16 protein-coding genes are annotated in these 22,943 nt (G+C 69.4%); 10 read left to right on the forward strand and 6 right to left on the reverse strand.

Annotated features, from left to right (window positions below; translation table 11 throughout):
* Nucleotides 1-6: 6 nt before the first annotated feature.
* Together AS031_RS13590 and AS031_RS13595 are read left to right on the forward strand one after the other, a co-directional pair.
* A complete protein-coding gene (locus AS031_RS13590; protein WP_058268687.1) occupies nucleotides 7-3,339 on the forward strand; it encodes a glycosyltransferase family 2 protein in 3,333 nt (1,110 codons plus the stop codon).
* Entirely contained in the window at nucleotides 3,332-5,035 is a 1,704-nt protein-coding gene (locus AS031_RS13595; RefSeq protein ID WP_058268688.1) for a DUF5719 family protein, read from the forward strand. The genes AS031_RS13590 and AS031_RS13595 overlap by 8 nt, the downstream gene beginning before the upstream one ends.
* An 11-nt stretch (nucleotides 5,036-5,046) precedes the next feature.
* On the opposite strand, the gene AS031_RS13600 is transcribed toward AS031_RS13595, so the two are convergent.
* Nucleotides 5,047-5,559: a metallopeptidase family protein gene (locus AS031_RS13600; RefSeq protein WP_058268689.1), complete on the reverse strand. Its 513-nt coding sequence runs from the start codon at nucleotides 5,557-5,559 to the stop codon at nucleotides 5,047-5,049.
* Between the two features lie 121 nt (nucleotides 5,560-5,680).
* On the opposite strand from AS031_RS13600, the gene AS031_RS13605 reads away from it, so the two are divergent.
* The 4 genes from AS031_RS13605 (at nucleotide 5,681) to AS031_RS13620 (ending at nucleotide 9,293) form a co-directional block, all read left to right on the forward strand.
* Nucleotides 5,681-6,070 carry a DUF3499 domain-containing protein gene (locus AS031_RS13605; RefSeq protein WP_058268690.1) on the forward strand — a complete coding sequence of 130 codons (390 nt, stop codon included), beginning with the start codon at nucleotides 5,681-5,683 and terminating at the stop codon, nucleotides 6,068-6,070.
* 79 nt (nucleotides 6,071-6,149) lie between these two features.
* A complete protein-coding gene (locus AS031_RS13610; protein WP_058268691.1) occupies nucleotides 6,150-6,386 on the forward strand; it encodes a Trm112 family protein in 237 nt (78 codons plus the stop codon).
* 100 nt (nucleotides 6,387-6,486) lie between these two features.
* Nucleotides 6,487-7,965 carry an adenosylhomocysteinase gene (gene ahcY / locus AS031_RS13615; protein ID WP_058268692.1) on the forward strand — a complete coding sequence of 493 codons (1,479 nt, stop codon included), beginning with the start codon at nucleotides 6,487-6,489 and terminating at the stop codon, nucleotides 7,963-7,965.
* Nucleotides 7,966-8,054: 89 nt separating this feature from the next.
* Nucleotides 8,055-9,293 (forward strand): L,D-transpeptidase, encoded by a 1,239-nt coding sequence (locus AS031_RS13620; protein ID WP_058268693.1) that lies wholly within the window; start codon nucleotides 8,055-8,057, stop codon nucleotides 9,291-9,293.
* A 15-nt stretch (nucleotides 9,294-9,308) separates the two neighbouring features.
* Here the strand turns inward: AS031_RS13620 and AS031_RS13625 are convergent, their stop codons facing one another.
* On the reverse strand, nucleotides 9,309-10,109 hold the full coding sequence (locus AS031_RS13625) for an RDD family protein (RefSeq protein WP_058268770.1): 801 nt from the start codon (nucleotides 10,107-10,109) through the stop codon (nucleotides 9,309-9,311).
* Nucleotides 10,110-10,181: 72 nt separating this feature from the next.
* Between AS031_RS13625 and AS031_RS13630 the strand changes: the two genes are divergently transcribed.
* Nucleotides 10,182-11,174: a stage II sporulation protein M gene (locus AS031_RS13630; RefSeq protein ID WP_179945005.1), complete on the forward strand. Its 993-nt coding sequence runs from the start codon at nucleotides 10,182-10,184 to the stop codon at nucleotides 11,172-11,174.
* A 125-nt stretch (nucleotides 11,175-11,299) separates the two neighbouring features.
* Nucleotides 11,300-12,595, forward strand: a complete 1,296-nt coding sequence (locus AS031_RS13635) for a TIGR01906 family membrane protein (RefSeq protein WP_058268695.1) — start codon at nucleotides 11,300-11,302, stop codon at nucleotides 12,593-12,595.
* Between the two features lie 33 nt (nucleotides 12,596-12,628).
* Here AS031_RS13635 and AS031_RS13640 read toward each other — a convergent pair whose 3' ends face one another.
* Together AS031_RS13640 and AS031_RS13645 are read right to left on the reverse strand one after the other, a co-directional pair.
* A complete protein-coding gene (locus tag AS031_RS13640; RefSeq protein ID WP_058268696.1) occupies nucleotides 12,629-14,458 on the reverse strand; it encodes an AMP-dependent synthetase/ligase in 1,830 nt (609 codons plus the stop codon).
* A 67-nt stretch (nucleotides 14,459-14,525) separates the two neighbouring features.
* A complete protein-coding gene (locus AS031_RS13645) occupies nucleotides 14,526-16,271 on the reverse strand; it encodes a dolichyl-phosphate-mannose--protein mannosyltransferase (RefSeq protein ID WP_058268697.1) in 1,746 nt (581 codons plus the stop codon).
* A 47-nt stretch (nucleotides 16,272-16,318) separates the two neighbouring features.
* Here AS031_RS13645 and rsmI point away from each other — a divergent pair, with 47 nt between their 5' ends.
* Both rsmI and AS031_RS13655 read left to right on the forward strand, forming a co-directional pair.
* Nucleotides 16,319-17,194: a 16S rRNA (cytidine(1402)-2'-O)-methyltransferase gene (gene rsmI / locus AS031_RS13650; RefSeq protein ID WP_058268698.1), complete on the forward strand. Its 876-nt coding sequence runs from the start codon at nucleotides 16,319-16,321 to the stop codon at nucleotides 17,192-17,194.
* Nucleotides 17,195-17,377: 183 nt separating this feature from the next.
* Nucleotides 17,378-18,877: an NAD-dependent succinate-semialdehyde dehydrogenase gene (locus AS031_RS13655; RefSeq protein ID WP_058268699.1), complete on the forward strand. Its 1,500-nt coding sequence runs from the start codon at nucleotides 17,378-17,380 to the stop codon at nucleotides 18,875-18,877.
* Nucleotides 18,878-18,912: 35 nt separating this feature from the next.
* Here the strand turns inward: AS031_RS13655 and AS031_RS13660 are convergent, their stop codons facing one another.
* Nucleotides 18,913-21,483, reverse strand: a complete 2,571-nt coding sequence (locus AS031_RS13660; RefSeq protein ID WP_058268700.1) for a transglutaminase TgpA family protein — start codon at nucleotides 21,481-21,483, stop codon at nucleotides 18,913-18,915.
* Nucleotides 21,480-22,943: a DUF58 domain-containing protein gene (locus AS031_RS13665; RefSeq protein ID WP_058268701.1), complete on the reverse strand. Its 1,464-nt coding sequence runs from the start codon at nucleotides 22,941-22,943 to the stop codon at nucleotides 21,480-21,482. Before AS031_RS13665 ends, AS031_RS13660 begins: the two co-directional genes overlap by 4 nt.

Raw genomic sequence — 22,943 nt, forward strand, 5'->3', positions numbered from 1 at the left:
GCCGTTGTGGTTGCCCACAACGGCAGTGCCTATCTGCCCAGAACACTTGCAGGGCTGGCGGACCAGACCCGCCCGGTAGATTACGCCATAGGCGTCGACGCCGGCTCGGCGGACAATTCCCGTTCCCTCCTTGAGGAAGTCCTTGGCGCGGCACACGTTGTCTCCCACGACCACCGCCGGGGAGGTATGGGCGCGGCCGTTTCCGCCGGGCTCGCAGGGCTTGCTCCGCGCACGGGCGGCCGGGCGGACGGCAGGCCGGAGTGGATCTGGCTGCTGCACGACGACGCCGCCCCGGCACCCGAAGCCCTGGCGGAACTGCTGGGCGCCGTGGAACGTGCCCCATCCGTCACCGTGGCCGGCTGCAAGCAGCTGGACTGGCATGAGGACCGGAAGCTGATCGACGTCGGCTTGTCCACGAGCCGCTGGGCGGAGCGTTTGACCCTCATCGACGCCGACGAACTGGACCAGGGCCAGTACGACGGCCGCAGCGACACGTTCGCCGTCAACTCGGCGGGCATGCTGGTCCGCCGGGACGTGTGGGACCAGCTGGGTGGATTCGACCCCGCCCTTCCGGGCAGCGGCGACGACGTCGACTTCTGCTGGCGCAACAGGCTCGCCGGCCACCGCGTCGTGGTGGTCCCGGCGGCCCGGATGTTCCACGTGGCCCATCGCCCGCACGCCCTGGGTAACCCTGCCGCGGCCAGGAAAGCGCAGGTGCACCTGCGGCTTAAGCACTCACCACTGTGGATGGTGCCCGTCCACGCCGTCGGTGCCCTGCTCGGCAGCCTGTTCCGGCTGGTCCTGAGCATCCTCGTCAAGGAACCCGGACACGGCCTCACCCAACTCCTGGCCACCTTCGCCGCCCTGGGCAGGCCCCGGGCAGTGGCCAAGTCCCGGGCCTCGGCGCGGCAAACCCGCCGGATCCGGCGGTCCGTTATCCGCAAGCTCCAGACGCCCCGAAGGGAAGTCTGGAGCCACCGCCGTTCGCTCATGGAAGCCCTCGGCCCGGACACCAACCCCGCCGATGAGCTCGAACAGGATCCCCTGGCGCACCAGCCCAGCGGCGATACCTCGGATGATTTCGCCGCGCTGGCCACGCGCAAGCGCGGGTGGGTGGGGAACGGCGCCCTGGCAGCCTTCATTATCGCTTCCATCGCCTCGCTCCTTGGCCTGGCCGGCCTGGTCCGTGCCGACGCCGTTGCGGGCGGCGCCCTGATTCCGCTCTCCACCGGGCTGGGTGATATCTGGCACCACGCCTCGAGCTGGTGGATCAACCTCGGTGCCGGGCTTCCCGGCCGCGGTGACCCTTTCGACTACGTCCTGTGGATCCTGGGCGTGGTGGGCGGCGGCGACGCCAATGCGGCCATGGCCTGGCTGCTGCTGCTCAGCACTCCGCTGTCCGCGCTGACGGCCTGGTTCGCGGCAGGAGGCCTGACCGGCCGGCGCCGGCTCCGGTTGGCGGCTGCCCTGTTCTGGGCTGCGGCGCCGGCCCTGCAGGTCGCCCTGAACCAGGGCCGCGCGGGCGCACTCCTGGCGCATCTGATGATTCCCCTGGTCGCGCTGGCACTGCTGCGGGCCACGGGTTCCGCGGTGGGGCACGGGCGGCATGCGTGGCCCCAGCCGGGTACGCGCCCGGCCGAGAAGCCTCCGGTCAAGCCCGGCATCAACGGAACACCGTCCTGGACAGCGGCAGCGGCCGCCGGGCTGGCCCTGGCGGTGGCCGTCGCGTCCGCGCCGTCCCTGCTGCTTCCCGCCGTGCTGGTGGTCGTGCTCTGCGGCGTGCTGATGGGCAGGCGGGGGAGGACCGTCTGGTGGGCGCTCCTGCCCAGTGCCGCACTGTTCGTCCCGTTTGGCCTGTCCGTGCTCGACCGGCCCCGGGCGCTCCTGGCGGACCCCGGGATGCCCCTCGGCTTTGACGCCGCACCGCTGTGGCAGCAGTTCCTGGGCCAGCCACTCTCCTTCGATCCCGGCAAGGGATTGGAAGGACTTGCCCCGTTCAACGACGGCTTCCTGCCCTGGGCAACGCTGCTGGCGTTCCTGCTCGCCGGGCCGGTCCTGGTACTGGCAGTGGCCGCGCTCTTCGCATCCGGAAGCCGCGCTGCCAGGGCCAGGGTCTTCTGGGCCGCCGGCCTTGCTGCCCTGGCATGCGGCTGGCTGGCCTCCAGGGTAGCCACCGGTGCCACCGCCGATACCCTCGTGACACCCTTCAGCGGGCCGGCCGTCTCCACAGCCGCCTTTGCCTTCCTCGCCGCAGCCATGCTGGGGGCGGAACACCTCCTCGCCGCAGCCGGACGTGCGGCAGCCAGGAGCCCTCGCCGCGCAGCTGCCGCCAACACGGCCGTCGCCGCGGGCATGGTCCTGCTCCTCGCCGGTCCCCTGGCGGGTATGGCAACCTGGAGCGCCCAGAACCTCCTGCGGCCCGCACCCGGGGCTTCCGCTCCTGCCTCGGACACGGAAACGCGCGGCCTTGGCGTTCCCAGGCTCGTGGAGGGCACAGGCAGCCGCACGTTGCCAGCCACGGCCATCGACCGGGGGACGGGCGCTGAACAGACCCGGACCCTGCTGATCGGCACCCGCGAGGACGGCACCTACGACGCGTCCCTGATGCGTGGCGCCGGCACCACCCTGGACAGCCTTTCGGCAATTGCGTCAGCGCGAAGCATCATCGGAGCCCCCGGGGCCGAGACAGTCCGCGACGACGACGACGTCACCGCCTCGGTCCGCAGGGTTGTCGCTACCTTGGTTGCAGGGCAGGGGGTGGACCCCCGGGAGGACCTGGAACAGCTCGGTGCCGGATTCGTGGTGCTGCGGTCAGCCGACACTGCCGCGCAGTTGACTGCCAGCCGGATGGACTCCGTTCCCGGCCTCGTCGCGGTCGGCCAGACGGACGTCGGCTGGCTGTGGCGCATCACGCCACGCAACCAGCCCGCAACCCAGGCCGCCGATGTCGCCCACCGCGTCAGGGTCATCGACGGAAACGGCGCCACCCTGTCCCTGGTCCCTTCAGGCGCCAACGACGTCGACTCCGCTGTCCCCGCCGGGCCCGAAGGGCGGCTGGTTGTCCTCGCCGAACGGGCAGACCCGGGCTGGACCGCATGGCTTGACGGTCGCAGGCTGACGTCGACGACGTCCGGGTGGGAGCAGGCATTCACCCTGCCGGCGTCCGGGGGACAGCTGACCGTCCGCTACGAGAACCCTTGGTCATGGTGGTCGGGCGCGGCCCAGGTCGTCATCATCGGTCTCACCGTCATGCTCGCCCTCCCGATGCCCGCCAACCGGCCCAGGACCGGGCTGTCGCGGGATGAAGGCACCTTGCGTAAGGAAAAGCAGAATGCATGAGCCCACCCGTGGACCCTCCGGAACCGGCACAGGCTCCAGTGACGGGCCAGGCACCGGACTCGAAACCCGCACAGACGCCGCTGCCGGCCACCGCCCCCCGGGGTCAACGGCCCGCCCCGCAGCGGCAGGGAAGCGCCGGACTGGTGCCCTTGCCGGCGCGGCGGGCGCAGTCCTCGTCCTGGCCTGCGCCGGCGGCGTCGTCGCGGCCGGCTCGCTGATGCCCGTCGCGGCATCCAGCCGGAGCCTGGAAGCCCCGGCCGCGGCCGTACCCGCCGGAACGAGCACAGGTGTGTGTCCAGGTCCTGCCCGGCTCCTTGAAGGAACCGAGGCCGGGACCGATCCCCAGTTCAAACCCGAATCGGACACCGCGGCAACCAGCGTGACGGCCGCCGTCCTGGGAACGGCCGGCGTCCTGCCCGGCAGCAGGCTGTCCCGCCTGGACGGAAGCTCCGCCGCAGAGATCGCCAAGGACTCCGGGGCCCCTGCGCCCGAAGGGCCGCGGCAGGAACTGCTGGCCGGTGCACTGGCCGGCCGGACGGTGGACCAGGTAACGGTCCTCAGCGCCGACGCCGTCGCCAACCAGAAGGCATCTGCTGCGGCTGCGATGAAGTTCACCGCCACTGACGGGGACCTGCAGGGCACTGCGGCGGCCAACTGCCAGCAGCCGTCCAACGACCAGTGGATTGCCGGAGCCAGCACCACGGTGGGCAGAACCTCCGTGCTGGTGCTCAGCAACGCCTCCAGCAGCCCCGCAACCGTCAACCTGGAACTGTACGGCGCAAAGGGGCAAATCCAGGCGCCGGGCAGCCGTGGCCTCCTGGTGGCACCGGGCACCACCCGCTCCGTGGTGCTGGCAGGGCTGGCTCCCGGAGAGGAACAGCTCGGGCTCCGGGTCCGGAGTTCCGGCGGGCCGGTGGCCGCGGTCATCCAGCAAAGCGTCCTGCGCGGCCTGACGCCCGGGGGAGTGGACTTCATCACCCCGGGTGCTGCGCCGGCGACGCGCCAGGTCATGACCGGAGTGGACATCCAGGACGCCGCCGGCATCGCCGCGCTCACGGCAAAATCCGGTTACAAGGACGCAGCACCCGCGCTGCAGATCACCGTTCCGGGGCCTTCCGACGCCGTCGTCGAAATCAAACTGTACGGCCGGGATGGCCAAAAGGCGCTTCCTGCCGGCGGCGTGGTCACCGCAAAGGCCGGGTCCGTGACGGAAGTGTCGCTGGCCGGTGTTCCCGCAGGCCACTACACGGTGGCGGCGTCCTCCGACGTCTCCTTCGTTGCAGCCACCCGCGTCAGCCGCGGTCTGCAGGCCAACCAGCCGTCCGACGTCGCGTGGGCGGCGTCAGGGATACGCCTCGGCAGCCAGCACGTGGTAGCCGTGCCGCAGGGAGGCGGCCGCGAACTCGTGTTTGGCGCGTTGGACGGCCGCGCCACCATCACCTATTCGGCCATCACGGCGGACGGCAAGGTGCGGACGCCGGCCACCGCCGACATCGCCGGGGGCACCACGGCCTCCATCGCCGTACCGGAAAAGGCCGACGGCGCCGACGTCGTGGGGTACGTGGTCTCCGCTGCCGGGGACCCCGCCTACGGCGCCGTCCTGGTGGGGCAGGAAGGCCGCAGCGACGTCGCCACCATGGCGTTCCAGCCGCCGGCGGCGGGCCAGGAAACCGTCCCGGTGGCCCTGGGCTTCTGAACCGGAAGGAATCAGTAGCGGCGCCGGTACACCGGATCCAGCGTCTCCGGGGCCACGCCCAGCATCTCCGCCGTGTGCTCAACCACCACGTCGTGGACCAAATCCTGGAGCTCCTCGATGACCGGGCAGGCCTGCTCCACCACGCGCCGGTAGACGGTGATCATCGGGCCATCGTCGCCGGCAGCCGGCGTGTAGGCGCCCATGGGCGCCGGCGTGCCGGCAGCAGCAAGTGCTTCCAGGTCCGGCGGGATGTCATCCACCCCGAAACGGACTCCATCCAGGGTCTTGCCCCAAATATCGTGAAGCCGCTGGGCGGAATCCAGCACCATGTCATCAAAGCGGTCGCCGCGCGTCCGGTACCCCGGGTGGGTGGGCAGCATGACTTCGCCGCGCAGCCCTCGTCCATGGCGGTTCCGCCGGCGCCGCAGGAAGCTGCGGCCGGCACCTGCCGCTGCCGAAGTGGCTTGGACATCCGGATCAGCCAACCGGACCGTGAAGCCTGATTTATGGTTCGATGACTGCATACAACGACTGTAAACCCGGGCCGGGGTTTCCGCGACAGATTCCCCCCGCAGCGAAGGCGCGTCCTCACCTGCCCGCGCCAATGCGCGGTGTTCCCGGCGGCAAGGGGTAGTCTGGGATGTCGTGGGAGCTATCCGTCAGTGTTCAAGATCCGCCTGCCGCCAGTCGGCTGTGGCCACCCTGACGTACGTCTACGCGGAGTCCACCGCGGTGCTGGGCCCGCTCGCAACGTACGCCGAACCGCACTGCTACGACCTCTGCGAACAGCACGCCGATTCGCTGACCGTCCCCCGCGGCTGGGAAGTCCTGCGCCTGGCAATGCCCTCAACCCCGCAGCAGCCCGGGCCGGACGACCTCCTGGCCCTGGCCAACGCCGTGCGGGACGCTGCGGCGCTGCCCGGCCAGACGCCGCCGCAACCCGCCCAACGGGGACCGCATACGGCCCTGGAAGCGCCCGCCGCCACCGAAGGCACCCGCAGGGGACACCTCCGGATCCTGCGCGAGCCGTCCTGACCGGCTTCTGGCGGTACGCTGGAACCTGCACACTTTTCAGCCACCGGCGCGAGCGCGCCCGCCAGGGAGCATGAACCAAATGCCAAAAATCAGTCCTGAACTGTTGTCTGTCCTGCGCTGCCCCGTGACGGGCTCGCCCCTGGTCCAGGAAGGCGAAGAGCTGGTCGCCACAGCTGCAGGGCAGGACGGCGCCACCCCGCGCTACACCATCGAGGACGGAATCCCCCTCCTCCTCCCGCCGCAGCTGCTGGCCGCAGCGACCGCCGCCGGCTCGGACCAGCACGATTCCAAACCTGCTGCGGGCACCGCCGGCTAGCACCACAGCACCTGCGTCCCCGGACCGGGATTCCCGCCCTGGGATGCTCACCATTGAGATTTCCTGCACTGAGATTTCCTGCACTGAGCAAAGGACCACGATGACATTCGATTACAAGGTTGCCGACATCTCCCTGGCCGAGGCCGGCCGGCACCAGATCCGCCTCGCCGAGCACGAAATGCCCGGCCTGATGTCCCTCCGCGAGGAGTTCGGCGAAAGCCAGCCGCTGAAGGGTGCGCGGATCGCCGGGTCCCTGCACATGACGGTGCAGACCGCCGTGCTGATCGAAACCCTCACCGCCCTGGGCGCGGAAGTGCGCTGGGCTTCCTGCAACATCTTCTCCACCCAGGACGAAGCCGCCGCCGCCGTCGTGGTGGGCAAGGGCACCGTGGAGGATCCGCAGGGTGTTCCGGTGTTCGCCTGGAAGGGCGAAACCCTCGAAGAGTACTGGTGGACCGCCGAGCAGATCCTCACCTGGCCCGGTGCCGAGTCCGATCCCGAGCTGGGCCCGAACATGATCCTGGACGACGGCGGCGACGCCACCATGCTGGTGCACAAGGGCGTGGAGTTCGAAGCTGCCGGCAACGTGCCCTCCGCTGATCCCACCGACTCCGAGGAATACGGCATCTTCCTCGATGTCCTGCGCCGCTCGCTTGAGGCCGATCCCAAAAAGTGGACCCGCACCGCCGCCACCATCAAGGGCGTTACCGAGGAGACCACCACGGGCGTCCACCGCCTGTACCAGCTGGCGGAGCAGGGCAAGCTGCTCTTCCCGGCCATCAACGTCAACGACTCCGTCACCAAGAGCAAGTTCGACAACAAGTACGGCATCCGCCACTCCCTGCCCGACGGCATCAACCGCGCCACCGACGTCCTGATGGGCGGCAAGGTTGCGGTGGTCTGCGGTTACGGCGACGTCGGAAAGGGCGCCGCGGAAGCACTCCGGGGCCAGGGCTCACGGGTGATCGTCACTGAGATCGACCCCATCTGCGCCCTGCAGGCGGCCATGGACGGCTACCAGGTGGCGAAGCTCGAGTCGGTGCTCGCCCAGGGTGACATCTTCATTACCACCACGGGCAACAAGGACGTCATCATGGCCGAGCACATGGCGGGCATGAAGAACAAGGCCATCGTGGGCAACATCGGCCACTTCGACAACGAGATCGACATCGCCGGCCTGGCCAGGATCCCGGGCATCGAAAAGGTGGAAATCAAGCCTCAGGTGCACGAGTGGGTCTTTGACCGCGGCACGGACGCCGAGCGCTCCATCATTGTCCTCTCCGAGGGCCGCCTGCTGAACCTGGGCAACGCCACCGGCCACCCGTCGTTCGTCATGAGCAACTCCTTCGCCAACCAGACCATCGCGCAGATCGAACTGTGGACCAAGAAGGACCAGGCCGACGGCCACCGCGAGTACCAGAACCAGGTCTACGTCCTTCCCAAGGTCCTCGACGAGAAGGTCGCCCGGCTGCACCTGGACGCCCTCGGCGTCGAACTGACCGAGCTGACCAAGGACCAGGCCGAATACCTGGACATCGACGCAGCCGGGCCGTACAAGCCCGCGCACTACCGGTACTAGAGACCGCCGCCGGAAGCCGTTACCAAGAAGTAAGGTGCCCGGGCGCCCCACGCGCCCGGGCTGTTACTTCCAGCGCCTAGGATCTGAACATGGAGCCAGAAGTCCAACCCCGCCGCCCACGGCCGATCAAGAAGATTCTCATCATCGCCGTGGTGTGCATCCTGGCGGCCGCCGGCGGTGTATTCGCCGCCGTCGCGCCCGGCCTTGCGGGCGGTGTGATGGAATCCGAAGCGGGCTCCGCCGTCCGGACCTCGCCCGGCATCGCGGCGCCGGTGGTGGCGCCTGTAACGTCCGAGTCCGCGCCGGCCAACGGTGCCAAGCAGGTCAACCCTGCAGCGCCGGTCACCCTCAAGGTGAACAACGGCACCATCGAACGGGTCACCCTGACCAGCACGGGCGGCGACACCGTGGACGGCATCATCGACGCCGCGGGAACCGGCTGGGCTGCCGCCGCGCCCCTGAAATTCAATACTGACTACAGCTACACCTTCGTGGTCAAGGATGGCGCCGGCCGGGAAACCAGCACCACGCAGTCCTTCAGCACTGTGTCGAGCTCGCACGAGGCCGATGCCGCCGTTTACCCGCTGGACGGCATGAAGGTCGGGGTGGGCCAGCCGCTGCAGATCATCTTCAGCGAACCCGTGCTGAACCGCGACGCCGTCGAGAAGGCCATCAAGATCACCAGCAGCGCCGGCCAGGCGGGGGCCTTCCACTGGTACAGCGACAAGATGGTCCGCTACCGGGCGCAGGACTTCTGGGCTGCGAACTCCACCGTCACCATGGACATGCAACTGTTCGGCGTGGACCTGGGCAACGGCCAGATCGCCAACTTCAATAAGAAGGTGAACGTTTCCATCGGCGACAAAAAGGTCGCGGTGGCCGATGCCGCCGCCCACACCTTCACGCTGAGCGTCAACGACCAGCCGGTCAAGACCCTGCCGGTCAGCATGGGCGACAAGCGGTTCCCCTCCGCACGCGGGTACGGCGTCCTGATGGAGAAAAACCGCTTCGACCACTTCCGCGCCTCGAGCATCGGTCTGAAACCCGATGATCCCGCCTATTACGGCGACGTGGACGTCGAGTACACCATCCGCCTGACGCTGAGCGGGGCCTACATCCACCAGGCGCTGGATTCCGCCTTCCCGTACATCGGCAACGCCAACGTCTCGCACGGCTGCATCGGATTCCTGCCCGACGGCGCTGCCTGGGTCTTCGACAACATGGGCACCGGTGACGTGGTCAACATCATCAACACCGAGGGCGACTATGCCGCCCACGACGACGGCTACGGCGACTGGAACATCCCCTGGGCCGAGTACGACAACTAGGCCCGTCAACCAGGGTCAGCTGCTGAACGGCAGCCGCTGCAGCCTGTCGCCAACCTCCGTGTTGCGCCGGCGCTGCGCCGACAGCCTGGCAAACTCCCGGTTCCGGCGTTCGGAGACGACGGCGGCAAGATAGTCGTCCGGGCCGGTTCCGGGCGGCGGGGCCGGCGCCACATGGGCGGCAAGTTCCGTGGCGATCGAGGCAGCCATCCCGGCCCGTGACAGCGGTGCCATCCGGCCCGCCTGGCGGATGTAGCGGGACGCCCGACGCGCGGTGCCGTCCGGTATCCGGCCGATATCGGCCGTCTGCGCCCATGCCCGAAGGTACGGCGGGACGGCGACCGGAACCGGGGGTTCCGCGGCAATCCGCGTACGGACGGCATAGGTGCCGGCCATGAGGTCCCCCAGGCGCCGCGACTTGTCGTTGAAAAGCGCCACCGCCAGCGCCAGGCCCCCGAACGTCAGGTAGACCTCGAGGAAACCGGCCAGCCCGCGGATCAGGGCGTGCCGGAAACGGATGGCCCCGCCGTCGTCGCGGACCACACGGAGGCCGACGGCCAGCTTGCCCAGGGAGAGTCCCCGGCTCAGGGTTTCCAGCCCCACCGGGACAATGACCAGGCAGAAGACGACGCCGACCAGCACCAAGGCGCGCATGGCCGCTTCGTCGAGGTCTTCTCCGGCGGCTGACAGGCCGATCAGGACCGCCGCCAGCAGGACACCGTTGAAGAGGACATCAAGGAACAGGCCCAGGGCGCGGGCCGCAAAGGACGCGGGCCGCAGCTCCAGGACCACCGCCTCGCCGGTGATGATTGAACTCACGTCTTTACCCGTTCCCCCGTGGCTGATGCTGCAGTCGGTCACAGTCTAGTGCTGTGGGGCTAGGCTGGTGCCGTGGATATGGACGCCTTCTCCGCCGTCAATGCGGACAAGTGGTCACGGCTGCATGACCTCGCCCACCAGGGCCGGCTCAGCGGCCGTGAGGCCGACGAGCTGCTGGCCCTCTACCAGTCCACGTCGGCGCACCTGTCCCTGATCCGTTCCGTGGCGCCCGAGAGTGGCTTGTCGGCGTCACTGTCCGCCACCTTGGCGCAGGCACGGACACGGTTCACCGGGGCCCGGTCCAACCCCGCGGCGGACCTCAAGCGGTTCTTCACGGCAGCACTGCCGTCCGCCTTCTACCGCCTGACGTGGCTGACCCTGGCCTGCGGAGCCGCCTTCATCATCATCGGGGCGCTTTACGCCCTGTGGATCGGGACGTCGCCGGAGGCCCTGCGGGCGGTGGCATCCGAGGCCGCCGCCCAAAAGTACGTTGAAGAGGACTTCATCGAGTACTACTCCGAGAATCCTGCCGCGTCCTTCGCCGGTGCTGTGTGGACCAACAACGCGTGGATCAGCGCCCAGGCGGTCGCCCTGGGGATCACCGGCGTCTGGGTTCCCATAATCCTGTTCAGCAACGCCCAGGCGGTGGGCGTGGCGGCCGGAATTTTCGCGGCCGCCGGAAAATCGGATGTCTTCTTCAGCTACATCCTGCCCCACGGCCTGATGGAGCTGACGGCCGTGTTCATCGCCTGCGCCGCCGGCCTGAGGATTTTTTGGGCCATGGTTTCGCCCGGTCCCAGGACGCGGGCCCGTGCCGTGGCGGAGGAAGGCCGTTCACTGGTCACCGTGGCGCTGGGGCTGGTCCTGGTGCTGTTCGTCTCCGGACTGGTGGAAGGTTTCGTCACCCCCAGTGCCCTGCCGGTCTGGGCCAAAATCAGCATCGGAGCGGCAGTCCTGGGCAGCTACTGGGCTTACGCCCTGGTATGGGGCCGCCGGGCCTACAAGGCGGGGGAGCGCGGGGACCTCCGGCGCGGCGACGCGGGGTATGCGGAAATCGCTGCCTGAATCGTTGTAATTGCTCCGGGGTGGTTCCTCGCCCGTCCCGAGGACCGGACGGTAGGCTCGACACCAGACGATATGTGCCGGCCTACCCCGCGCCGCGCCGAAAACCCAACGGAAGTGACGCTGTTGTGAAAGACGAGACACCGGCCCGCGCCACCAGCGCCCAGCCGCAGCCCGAACCTTTCCTGGATACGTCAGGGGACTCGGACGAGCCCGCCTTCTCCTGGATGACGCCCGGCGGAGCGGATTCCCCCGCCGCCGACGCTGCCGATGCTCCCGCACCACAGGACGGACGCGCCGGCACGCCGGCCGCAGGCGATCCTGCCGGGACCGGCAGCGCGGGCCCGACGCCGGTCCGCGCCGGCGCGGACCAGGACACCGACAGCGGTGCGTCCGCAGGCGCCCGGCCGGACAGCAGGCCCGGCCGCCGCGCCGCCGTCGACAAGGTGGATACGGCTGATAAAGCGGACGCCGCGGGCAGGCTACCTGCAGCCGCCACCGGCAAGCCGGCCACGGACGACAAGGTGGCTGCTGTGGCCGCCTCCGGCAGGGGCGGGCCCGGCACGGCCGGGCAGACCCCCGCCTCCGGCAGGGGCGGGCCCGGCACGGCCGGGCAGACCTTCCGCGAACCCCTTCCCACGTCCGCGCTGTCCGTGCGGCCGTCCGAAGAGGAAGTGGAGCGGCGGAAGGCCGAGCGCGACAGTGCCGCCAACGCCAGGCCGGTGGCACCGCGGGTCATGCAGGTGGTCCTTGCCGTCATCTACCCGGTAGTCCTCCTGGTACTGGCGGTCCGCGCAGTCACCAGTCCGCTGTTCCTGTGGGTGGAATATAACCGACCCGGGTTCCCCGGAGACGGGTATGGCTTCAGCACGGACGACAGGATGACCTACGGCTCCTACGCCGTTGACTACCTCAGCAACTGGGCGGGACCGCGCTACCTCGGCGACCTGGTCCACCGCAGCGGCGACAAGCTGTTCAAGGACGGCGAGGTCAGCCATATGGCCGACGTCAAGACCGTCATCCTGTCCACCTTCGGCGCCGGTGCGCTGCTGCTCGTCCTGGGCATCATCGCCGTCCTGTACCTCCGCAAGCGGAGCGACGGGGGAGTGCGGCGGGGCCTGTTCGCGGGCTCCATCGTTACCCTGGTCCTCATCCTGGGCCTTGGCACGCTCGCCTTCCTGGGCTGGCAGCAGTTCTTTACCGAATTCCACCGGATCTTCTTCGCGGACGGTTCGTGGACGTTCAGCCTCGATGACACGCTGATCCGCCTGTTCCCGGGCCAGTTCTGGGTGGACGCCGGCATCGTGATCGCCGGCCTGGTACTGCTGGCCGCAGTGCTGACGCTCATCTTCACATGGCCCACCCGCCGCCGCCGCGGCCTGAAGCCCGCGGTGGAAGGCACGAAGGACAAGGCGGAGGCGTAGGTCTCCGGCGGGCAGCCGCCGGAGACCGCCGGCTCAGGTGTAAAGCCTGGCAACCTCGGCGTCAAAGTCCTGCACGACGGCGGCCCGCTTCAGTTTGAGCGACGGTGTCAGGTGGCCCGACTCCACCGTGAACTCCGTGTCCAGCAGGGAGAACCTGCGGATGGATTCGGCCTTGGACACGGACAGGTTGGCCTGGTCCACGGCTTCCTGCACGGCCGCAAGCACGTCGGCGTCGGTGATGGCGCTCCGCCGGTCGAGGGGCTGCAGGCCCCGTTCGGACCGCCAGTTCTCCAGCCCCTCCGGATCCAGCGTGATGAGGGCTGAGACGTACTTCCGGCCGTCGCCCACCACCACGGCGTGACCCACCAGCTGGTGTGCCCGGATGGTTTCCTCGAGCGGACCCGGCGCCACGTTCTTGCCGCCGGCTGTCACCAGCAGGTCCTTCTTCCTGCCGGTGACCGTCAGGAAGCCGTCGGCGTCCAGCTCGCCCAGGTCGCCGGTACGGAAGAAGCCGTCCACGAACGCTTCGGCGTTGGCCTGCGGGTTGTTGTGGTAGCCCTTGAACACGCCGATGCCCTTGACCAGGATCTCGCCGTCCCCGGCCACCCTGATGGTGGTTCCCGGGACGGGAATGCCCACGGACCCCACCCTTGTCCGGGTGGGGGTGTTGGCGGTGCACGGAGCCGTGGTTTCGGTCAGGCCGTATCCCTCCAGCACGGGGATGCCTGCGCCGCGGAAGAAGTGCGCGTCTTCGAGGGACAGGTGGCTGGCACCGGACACCGTGTACCCAACCTGGCCCCCCAGCGCCTGGCGCAGGCGGGGGTACAGCAGCTTGTCGAAGAGGCCGTGGCGCAACCGCAGCACCAGCCCGGGGCCGGAACCATCGCCCCGGGCCGCCCGGTCCTGGGCGGTGGAGTAGGCGATGGCCGCCGACGCTGCCTGCTGGAACAGCCTGCCCTTCCCGGCCAGCGCCGCCTTGTGCGCTGCACCGGCCCTGACTTTTTCGAAGATCCGGGGAACCACCAGCAGGAACGTCGGCCGGAAGCTGCCCAGGTCCTCCAGCAGCTGCGCCGCTCCAGGCGTATGCCCCAGGGTCGCCCCGCCTGCCAGGCAGACCACCTGCACGGCGCGCGCCAGCACATGCGCCAGCGGCAGGAACATCAGGGTCCTGGCCTGGTCCTGCACCAGGAGCTCGGGCAGGAACGCCACGATGTTCCGTGCCACCGCAGCGAAATTGCCGTGCGTGATTTCGCATCCCTTGGGTTTCCCAGTGGTTCCTGAGGTGTAAACCAGCGAGGCGACGTCATCCAGGCCCGCCTTGCTGCGGTGGCGTTCCAGCTCAGCATCACTCACGCCGGCGCCGGCGGCGGAGAGGCTGGCAAGGTGGGGCGCTTCGCCGTCGTAATCCATCCGGACGACGTGTACCAGGCGGTCCCGCAGGGCCGGCGCGCCGGCGACTACGCCGTTCACCAGGGCGGCCGTGCCACGGTCCTGCACGAAGACCCGCCGGGCACCGGAGTCCTGGAGTATCCATTCCACCTGGCTGGCTGACGACGTTTCGTAAATGGGGACGGTGACGCCTCCGGCGAACCAGATGGCAAAGTCCACCAGGGTCCATTCAAAGGAAGTGGCGGATATGACGGCGACGGTGTCGCCGGGTTCGAGGCCGCCGGCGATCAGTCCCTTGGCCAAGGCACTGACGTCCTGCAGGAACTTTCCGGCGGGAACGTCAACCCAGCCGTTGGGTCCCTTCCGCCGGTAAAGGGCGTGGGCGGGATTGGCGGCGTGCCGGTCCAGCAGCAGGTCTGTCACGTTGCTCGCGGGATCCAGTTCGACCAACAGTTCAGTGCTTGCTTCTCTCACAGCAGGTCTCCGTTCCGCTGCCAGGCCGCGGCAGCGGCGTCCTTCGGGGGTCTGATGCCATCCTGCCCTAGATCCATGACGGCATCCACATGCGGACCTTCCAGGCGTCGTACGGAATAACCTCCGCGGCCCAGACAGGGTAGAAGAAGGCGGAGAGGACGATGGCGGCCGCCACGAACAGGACCACCACGTACAGGCCTGAGCGGCGCCGCCACGGCGGATCGGACGCGCGGCCCAGGACCAGGCCCAGGCAGTAGGCCAGGGCCAGGATGAGGAACGGTTCAAAGGAGACGGCGTAGAAGTAGAACATGGTCCGCTCGGGATACATGAACCACGGCAGGTATCCGGCCGCCACCCCCGCCAACACGGCTCCGGCACGCCAGTCACGGCGGCCTGCCCACCAGAACAGCAGGACCACCAGGCAGACGGCGGCTGTCCACCAGATCAGCGGGTTGCCCACGGAAAGGATGGCGGAGGTGCATTTGGCGACGTCGCACCCCGGGGTGCCCTGCTGCGGGGATTCGTAGAAGAACGACGTCGGCCGCCCCATCACCAGCCAGCTCCAGGCGCTCGCCTCGTAGGGGTGTTCGGAGCTCAGGCCCTGATGGAAGGTGTAGGCCTCCTGGTGGTAGTGGGCGAGCGAGCGCACCGCGTCCGGCAGCCAGCCCCAGGCGGGGGAGGGGTTGGCCTCCGCCCAGTGCCGGAAGTAGGCGTTGTCGGACCGGAACCATCCGGTCCAGGACAGCGTGTACACCACCGCGGCGACCGGGACGGTACTGATGAACGCCGGAACGCCGTCCTTGATGATGCCGCCGCTGATCCAGCCCCTGACACCGGCCACCCGGCGGGCATTCATGTCCCACAGCACGGTGAGCAGCCCGAAAACCGCCACGAAGAACAGGCCGGACCACTTGGTGCCCACCGCCAGGCCAAGGCACACCCCGGCGGTGATCCGCCACCAGCGGACACCCAGCCACGGGCCTGACAGCAACGCCGCCAGCGGCGGGTTGCCGCCGTGGTCCGCGGCGGCGCGGGCCAGCCGGGACGCCAGCCTTGCCCTGCCGTCATCGCGGTCCATCAGCAGCGCGCCAAACGCGGCCAGCACCCAGAACATCAGGAAAATGTCCAGCAGGGACGTCCGGGACATCACCAGGTGGTGCCCGTCCACCGCCAGCAGCAGGCCGGCCGCACCTGCCAGCGGCAGCGACCTGAACAGCTTCAAGGCAATCAAGGAAACCAGCAGGACGGAGAGCGTCCCGGTCAGGGCGGCAGCGAAGCGCCAGCCAAACGGGTTGTCCGGTCCGAAAAGCCACATTCCGGCGGCAATCATCCATTTGCCGACCGGCGGATGGACCACATACTCGGGCGAGTTGAGCAGGACGCCCGGGTTCCCCGCGTTGAACGAGTCGTTGGCCTTGTCCGGCCAGCTGCGCTCATACCCGCTGACAAGGTAGGAGTAGGCGTCCTTGACGTAGTAGGTCTCGTCGAACACCAGCTTGTGCGGATCGCCCAGCCTGACGAACCGGAGGATTCCCGCCACCGCCGCCGTCAGGAGCGGTACCAGCAGGAACCAGATGCGCAGCGTGGGTGGATAGTCGCGCCATGAACGGACACTGCCCAGCAGGCGTGCCCGGAGGGCCTCGTCAGTGAACGCCTCCGCGGGGCGGGCCACCCAAGGACGTGCCGGGGTGCCGGACGACGCAGCTTTCCCTGCGGCGGAAGGTGCCGTCCCTGCAGGCCCGGCGGGAGCGGAATGTCCGGGCCCGGATTGTCCGGCGTCCGGCCACGTCGAGGTCTGCGTCACGAGCCCCATGCTACCTTTCGGAGCTGGCAGGACCCTCGCGGCAGTAGGCTGGTGGCGTGGAATCTTCCCCCAGCTCCCTGCCAGCCTCCAGCCCCGCAGCCGCCGGCCGCATCGTCCTTGCCGCCACACCCATTGGCAACATGGGGGATGCGTCGGCACGCCTGGTGGACCTGCTGGAGACGGCGGACATTGTTGCTGCGGAGGACACCCGCCGCCTGCACCGCCTGGTCCAGCAGCTGGGCGTCACTGTGGCCGGGCGGATCATCAGCTACCACGAGCACAACGAGGCCACACGCACCGCCGAGCTGCTGGACCAGGTCAGGGAGGGAAACACCCTGGTGATGGTCACCGACGCGGGGATGCCGTCGGTATCGGATCCCGGCTTCCGGCTGGTGGAAGGTGCCATCGCCGCGGGAGTGACTGTTACCGCCGTCCCCGGCCCGTCGGCCGTGCTGACTGCCCTGGCCCTCTCCGGCCTTCCGACCGACAGGTTCTGCTTCGAGGGGTTCCTGCCGCGCAAGGCGGGTGAACGGGCGGGCCGGCTGGCGGACCTTGCCGGCGAGCGGCGGACCATGGTCTTCTTCGAGGCGCCGCACCGGCTTGAGGCCATGCTGCGTGCCCTGCGGGAGCGGTTCGGCGCCGGCCGCCGCGCAGCCGTGTGCCGGGAGTTGACCAAGACGTACGAGGAAGTGCTCCGCGGCCCGCTCGATGAGCTCCTGCAGTGGGCCGAATCGACCGAGGTGCGCGGCGAGATCGCAGTAGTCGTCGCCGGCGCCCCGGAGCAGGCGGCAGGAACACCCGAGGACCACGTGGCGGCGGTCAATGAACTCGTGGCACAGGGCATCCGGCTGAAGGAAGCGGTTGCCGCGGTGGCGGAGGATGTCCGCGTCAGCAAGCGGGAGCTCTATTCGGCTGTCCTGGCGGCGCGCTGACCGCGCCGGCAAGCCATTCCGGGGGGCTGTGCAGCTGCACAGGAAAAGTCCTTTTCCGCAGTGCGTGAAGGCGTAGACCCCCTCACGAGGGCCGCAGTAGTCTGACAGTTAATTGGCCTTTGAAGCCCCGCCGTACCGGCCGGACGCCAAGGCCGCCGCAACCCTACTGACGAGGGAGTCACCGTGACTGTCACTGCACAGCCCGCTGTAACCGCCGACCGTGAAAGCCGGCTTCTGGCCTCTGTTCCCACCGGCCTGCTGATCAATGGTGAATGGCGTGATGCCGCGTCCGGCAAGACGTTCGACGTCGAGGATCCGGCCACCGGCAAGGTTCTGGTCAGCATCGCCGACGCCGGAGCTGAAGACGCGGCCGCTGCCCTGGACGCTGCCGTGGCGGCACAGGAATCGTGGGCCAAGGTTCCGCCGCGCGAACGCGGGGAGATCCTGCGCCGGGCCTTTGACCTGGTGACTGAGCGTGCCGAGGACTTCGCGTTGCTCATGACGCTGGAAATGGGCAAGCCCCTGGCCGAGGCCCGCGGCGAGGTCACCTACGGTTCCGAGTTCCTTCGCTGGTTCTCCGAAGAAGCCGTCCGTGCGTTCGGCCGCTACTCGGTAGCCCCGGACGGCAAGTCCCGCCTGCTGGTCACCAAGAAGCCGGTGGGTCCCTGCCTGCTGATCACTCCGTGGAACTTCCCCCTGGCCATGGCCACCCGCAAGATCGCCCCGGCTGTCGCAGCAGGCTGCACCATGGTGCTCAAGTCCGCGAACCTGACGCCGCTGACGTCGCAGCTGTTTGCCGCGGTGATGCAGGAGGCCGGACTGCCCTCCGGCGTCCTGAACGTCATCCCCACCTCCACCGCGGGCGCCACCACCGGCCCGCTGATCAAGGACTCCCGGCTGCGCAAGCTCTCCTTTACCGGATCCACCGAGGTTGGCCGCCGGCTGCTGGCCGACGCCTCGGAAACGGTGCTGCGGACCTCCATGGAACTTGGCGGCAACGCCCCGTTCGTGGTGTTCGAGGACGCAGACCTGGACGCGGCCGTGACCGGCGCCATGGCCGCCAAGCTGCGGAACATGGGCGAGGCCTGCACCGCCGCCAACCGGTTCATTGTCCACGAGTCCGTCGCCACTGAATTCGCGGAGAAATTTGCCGCGAAAATGAAGGAGATGACCACCGCCCGCGGCACCGAACCCGAGTCCAAGGTGGGCCCGCTGATCGACGCCAAGAGCCGGGACAAGGTCCACGAGCTGGTCACCGACGCGCTGTCCTCCGGCGCCACGGCAGTCCTGGGTGGAGCCCCGGTGGACGGTCCGGGCTATTTCTACCAGCCCACCATCCTGTCCGGCGTCACCGAAGGCACCCGCATCCTCGCCGAGGAAATCTTCGGACCGGTGGCCCCGATCATCACCTTCAGCAGCGAGGATGAGGCGGTCCGGCTGGCCAACAACACTGAGTACGGGCTGGTGGCCTACGTCTTCACCAAGGACCTGAACCGCGGCATCAGGATGGGCGAACGCCTCGAAACCGGCATGCTCGGCCTGAACGCCGGCGTGATCTCCAACGCAGCGGCTCCCTTCGGCGGGGTCAAGCAGTCCGGACTGGGCCGTGAAGGCGGGCTCGAAGGCATCGAAGAGTACCTCTACACCCAGTACATCGGCATCGCCGACCCCTACGCCGGGTAACCCCGCTCCGCAGGCAAGCAGGCGTACGGCTTAAATCAGCCGCCGCCCTGCCCGCGCAGGCCGTCGTGCGTGCTCCGCCGGGACTTCCCGGTCCAGGCACGCCCGGCGGCCTTCGCGCTGCGGGCCACAGCCCGGCCAACCAGCCGGAACGGTGCGGCGGCGAGCCTGCCCAGCCGGCCCATGACCGACGGCGGAAGCCAGGCGGCCCGGAATCGGCGGGCTGCCCCGGCGTTCGCACGCAGCGACCCTTCAAGCGCCCCAAGACCGGCGGCGAAGGGCGCATTACCTCCGTCCCGGCCCCCGGCGGTCCGTGAGTGTCCGGCGTCCCGTGAGCGTCCGGCGTCGTCCTTGACAGCGGAGTCCACGACAGCGGAGCCCACCGGCGCGGCGGACGGCCGCCCGAACCGGTGCCGTTCAAACGCCGCGGTCACGGACGCCACAGCGGCATGGGCAGCTTCGTCCATGCCGCCCGGTTCACCGAGCAGTGACTGCCGAAGCCGCGCGGCGTACCCCCGCGGGGTTTCGTGGGGGTCCCGGGGCAGGCCGTAGTCTTCGCCAAGGTCCAGGATCTCGTTCCAGGCCTGGGGCACCGCCTCCACCGGGTCCCTGGGTCGAATGCGCCGGGAGCGCAGGCCCACGCGCACCAGCCGCGGTGAGGCCGCCAGCAGGAGGACACCGAGGACACTGCCGGTGCCCAGCAGCCAGGGCAGCAGCTGCGCGCCGGAATCCGTGCCGCCGCCGCCCCCGCCGGGAGCAGGAGCCGGCGTGGCGCTGGGAGTGGCTGTCGGCGCCGGGGCCGGATCAGGCACCAGGTCATCGTTGTTCTCCACCGCGCCCGGCGCCGCCGGTGTCGATGCCTCGCTGGCGTAATCCGGCACCACGCCCCGCGAGGGGGTGGGCTCGAACGGAACCCAGCCCAGTCCCTGGAAATACAGCTCGGGCCACGCATGGGCGTCACGTGCGTCCACCTCATACTCGGACAATTCACCCTGGCCGGCCACCGTCACAGTGCCGCCCGTGAGCCGGCCGGGAGCGTAGCCGACGGCGATCCGGCTGGGGATCCCTTCCAGCCGTGCCATCACGGCCATCGCGGATGCGTAGTGGATGCAGTATCCGCTCTTTTGCTGCAGGAAATCCGCCAGCACCGACAATCCGTTTCCGTCATAGCCACCCTGCACCGGTGACTGCAGGGAATAGGTGAATTCCGCGGAGCGCAGGTAGCGCTGGATGGCCATGGCCTTGCCGTAGGGCGTGGCGCTGGCTCCCGCGACCCGGGCCGCGGTGGAGCGCACGATCTCCGGCACATTGCCGGGGATCCTGGTGAAGTCGTCCGGGACATCCCGCACCGGCGCAGAGGACTGCTCCAGGAGCGTGGCCGAAAGTTTCGGCACGGACGACGTGACAAGGTACTCCTGCCGGCGTGAGGCGGTGGCGTCGGAACCCTTGATGCTTAAGGTCGCAGGATCCCAGGTCCAGCGCCCGTTCAGGCCACGCACGGATTCCGGGGCGTAGGGGACCGGCAGGTAGGGGCTGCTGAACGTCCCGGTGTCGATGGCCGTCACCTGCTGCTGTTCGTCCGTCAGCACAGCGTAGCCGGGGTCGATCTGGCCGCCCAGGGGAAGCCGGGACGCGGTGCGGTCGTCCGGGCCCCAGGATTCGCCGTCGAAGTGGTCCACGGTGACGGACCGCAGGTAGAGGGGCGTGGAGGCGCTGGTGGCGTAGGTGATCCGCCCGCTGCCGTCCGGTGTCCGCAGGCTGTTGCCCAACGTGATCATGGGATTCAGCCCCGTACCGGTTCCCCACGGGTTGACGCGTGAGCCCTGCGGAAAGGTGCCCTGGTCGAAGCCGGGCACAGCCAGCGGCACCAGCAGCGTAGCCGTCAGCGCGGCGGCTCCCGTCAGTGCTGCCCGCCGGAGCTGGCCCGGGTTCCGGACCGGACCGGCCTGGCTGCGCACATCAGGGGCGAACCACTGGCTGCACGCCAGGATCGTCAAATACCCGGCCGCCGTCACCGTGAAGCCCCAGACACCGACGCTTTGCGGCTTGATCATGGCCGGCACCACCAGGAGGGCCAGCAGGCCCACCCCGGTTGCGGCCGGCATGCCCAGCGGGACAGCGAGGGCGTCCACCAGGATGACGGCGAGGCCGAGGACCGCGCAGATCACCATGACGATCCCCACGTTGGGAGCCACCGGGGCGGTTTCGGACAGGACCGTCTCGCTGGCGCGGCGGATCAGCCGGTCCAGTTCGGCCGCAGTGCCCGGACCGGGGATCACGCCGAGGATGCTCGATCCCCGGAAGAAGGTCAGCGTCAGGACCGCACCCAGCGCCAGCAGCCCGCCGGCCGTGACCAGCAGGGGCTGCGCCCGGAGTGCCCGCAGGCCTGCCAGCGTGAAGGCCACCACTACCACCGTGGTAGCCACCGGCCAGTACCAGCCCCATCCGCGGAGGACCCCGTTGAGGGACAGCGCGGCACCGCAGACGGCCAAGGTGATCGCGGCTGCCATCACCCAGGGGTAGGCGCCCGCGCGTGCCCGCGCCGGCCTGCCGGCAGGCGGCGTCCCCGCAGTGCCGGTTCCCGGGGACCGGGCAGGTGCCACGGTCATGGCGCCACCCCCGCTCCGGGGCGGACGTCCGCTGCCGGAGGGGGCAGCGGGACGTCCTCATCGAAGGCTGCCCAGGCCGCCGCGATCCCAGCGGAAGGCGGGACGGCCACGGCCCGCCACCCGCCCTGGCGCAGGGTTTCAAGGACCGGGGCGAGCTCGGCAGGCTTGTCGGCCACCAGGACCGCGAAGGCGTTGGTACCGTACCCGGCTGCGGGTGCCAGGGCGTGCGCCTCCTCAGCCGACAACCGGCCCAGCAATGCGATCACCGGCCCGCGCATGCGGTGGGCCGACAACTTGTCCATCAGCCCGTCATCGAACGCGGCCGGCGCATTGTCCTGGCCGGCCAGGCTGCGGGGGCGGACAAAGGCGGCGCGGCTCCCGGGCAGCGTCCCCGCCGCGGCCTCACGCCGCCCATGGTGCGGGCCGGAGAGCTGGATGGCCGCGAGGCTTTCGGCGATGGACTGCAGCCCTGACGTGCCGCCGTACTCTTCTGACTCCGGTTCGGGCGCCGAAGGCGACTGCAGGAACGCCGGCCCGCCGCGGGCATCCAGGAAGCGCAGGCCGTAATTCCGTTCGCCAAGGTGGGCGCTGATGGACATGGCAGCGACCACTGACCATTCAAAAGTGTCACTGGTCACCATGGAGTAACCGTCCGCGGCCGCCTGCCCTGCCTGCCTGGACGGCACGGCGCTGGAACCGCCGGCAAAGGCCCCGAACCTGTGGTCCAGGATGATGGTGGCCTCGGGGGTGGTGACCGACTCCTCCTGACGGACCATCAGCGAGCCGTGCCGTGCCGTCGCTGCCCAGTGGACACGCCGCATGGGGTCCCCGTGCCGGTATTCACGGGTCATGACATCGTCATCGCTGGGATTGGCCCGGGTCCGCGTTGCGGTCACGCCATCGTTGCCCCGTGCCCCGGCAAGCCCGGTGGCAGGAAGGACGACGGCGGCCGGCGTCACGGTGAGGGTGTCGCCGCCGTCGATGGCCTGACGGTGCAGGGAAAGCCCGAAGGGATCGGTGAACTCCGCCGTGACCGGCCCGATCCGGAACTGTCCGCGCTGGGCCGAACGCAAGTGGTACTCGTACCTGCTGGTGCCGCCGGCGGCGGAGCGGGACGGGAACCGGAACGCCGGCGAGGCGCCGAACCGGGGCGGCAGGCGTTCCTCCATGTTGGCCCTTCCGCCGCCCGCCCCCGTGCGGGCCACGGCAAGGCGGACCGTGGTGGGGGAGGAGGTTTCCACCGGTGAGGGATGGAATTCCCGGTATACCCGGAAGCGCGGCTTGACCAGCCGGATCCCGGCCAGTGACACAAGCGGCAGGACCAGCAGCAGGATACTGAGCGTCAGGAGGTCCCTGCGGCCCATCACCTGGGCTGCTGCCAGGGTGAACACGCCCGCGGCAAGCATGCCCCATCCCCGGGCTGTGAAGAGATGCTGGGGCAATCTGTCGAGGAGGGCCAT

Source organism: Pseudarthrobacter enclensis, assembly GCF_001457025.1.
GTDB classification, from domain to species: Bacteria; Actinomycetota; Actinomycetes; order Actinomycetales; family Micrococcaceae; genus Arthrobacter; species Arthrobacter enclensis.